Source organism: Kitasatospora aureofaciens (assembly GCF_019192735.1).
Lineage (GTDB): Bacteria > Actinomycetota > Actinomycetes > Streptomycetales > Streptomycetaceae > Kitasatospora > Kitasatospora aureofaciens_A.
Genome location: NZ_JAHTKP010000198.1, coordinates 1 through 666, shown reverse-complemented (window position 1 = coordinate 666; position 666 = coordinate 1). Strand labels below are relative to the sequence as shown.

The window sequence follows — 666 nt, the reverse complement described above, 5'->3', positions numbered from 1 at the left end:
CCCCGGACAGGGCAGGATGAGAGCAGGCCGCACGGGCCCAGGTAAGCGTCACAACTCACCCAACCCGTGCGGCCCTTCTCACGTCACGGGCCGACCGCGACCACGAGCATTGCTCCCAAGGTCGTAATCGTCGGGCCCGCTCCCGCACCTGGCAGCGCAGGATCTCCTGGATCCGCTGGTCAAGGCCGTCCTGGCGCCACAGGCTGAAGTAGTAGAACACCGCCGACCAGGCCGGAAAGTCGTGCGGCAGGAGCCGCCACTGGCAGCCCGTCCGGTTCTGGTACAGCAGCGCGTTCACGACCTCCCGCAGGTCACAGGAGCCCGGGTCCCCGGTCGCCGAGCGCGACACCCGCTCCTGCTTCCAGGCGGTGACCAGCGGCTCGATCAAGGCCCACTGCCCGTCGGACAAGTCCGTTGAGTACGGCATCCGTTCCATGCCCCAACAGCATCATGCACACGACACGCGAGTCAGCCTGAACGACTCCGTACACACGAACGGGCGACATCAGATCATCCAGAAACGGACTTAACGCCCTCTCAGTGGGCATTTTGATAGCGATCATCCACTATACGGCCTTCGTCCATGTCATGATTTGCCCCGATCTACGGAGAAGACGAGGTATGCCCTCACAGGGGCAGCGAAGGCCAGAGTCCGTCTCATCCGCT

The 666-nt window shown here is 64.0% G+C and carries 1 pseudogene; it reads right to left on the bottom strand.

What is annotated here, in order from left to right:
- Positions 1-124: 124 nt before the first annotated feature.
- Positions 125-436, bottom strand: a pseudogene (locus KV557_RS41980) (transposase); the annotation flags it as partial.
- Positions 437-666 lie beyond the last annotated feature (230 nt).